General features: G+C 41.1%; 1 pseudogene. It reads right to left on the reverse strand.

The window, feature by feature from the left end:
- A pseudogene (locus CHH53_RS16965) lies at positions 1–850 on the reverse strand (IS1182 family transposase); the annotation flags it as partial.
- Between the last annotated feature and the right edge of the window lie 100 nt (positions 851–950).

Genomic DNA, 950 nt, shown 5'->3' on the forward strand with positions numbered 1-950 from the left:
ATTGGCGTAGTGAGATAACCGGAGTCCAGAGCGACAGCTTCCACATCAAAATTAAAGCGTTCCTTCTGTCGTTCAAGGCGCTCCAAATAAGGCCGTGAATCGTGCACATTTCCGGCCGTGACATGGACATCGGTAATAATATTATATTTCATATCCGTAGTTCTATGATCTAAGTAGAAAAAGCCTTCAGGCTTTCCTTCTCGATACATATAGCCACTCTCTGGATCAGTCGTGCTTTCTTTCACTACTTTCGTTTCTGTCACCTCCTCTCGTGACTTTAAAGCTTTTTTCCTTGTTTTGTACGTTCTTCTTGGATTGCTTTATCCAATTCTTCCTGATATGAACGAGTAGCTTCCTGTACTTCCTTCTTGATGAACTTTCTTTTATTCGCATTGGCTTTTAAGTGGGTGGAATCAGTGAATAAGACGCGTCCTCCAACCATACGATGCTTCATTGCCTGTTCTACAATTTCATCAAAGATTTGTTGGAAGATATCTGTGCCCTTGAATCGATTACAACGATTCCAGCTTATTGTAGAGTGGTGAGGGACTGGGTCCGTGAGTTTAAGTCCTAAAAACCAACGGTAAGCAATGTTTGTCTGGATTTCTTTCTCTAATTGCCTTTCGGAACGGATACCGAAAAGGTAGCCGATAAAGATCATTTTAAAGAGGACAAGAGGATCTAGGGAAGGACGGCCATTGTCCGCCGAATAATAAGGACGAACTTTTTCACGGATGAAGGAGAAATCTATGTGGGTTTCTATCTTACGCAATAGGTGGTTTTCAGGGACAAGTTCTTCTATAGTTACGATTTCAAGAGCTGTTTGGTCATTCTCTCTGGAATTTAACATCTTGGCACCGCCTTTTAGTCGTTTCTTCTATTATAAAAAAGTAAGAAAAAGAAGTGAACTCAAAATAAAAAGGCTGTCGAGACTTTCTCGACAGCCTGAA

This window comes from Terribacillus sp. 7520-G (genome assembly GCF_002271665.1).
GTDB lineage: Bacteria > Bacillota > Bacilli > Bacillales > Amphibacillaceae > Terribacillus.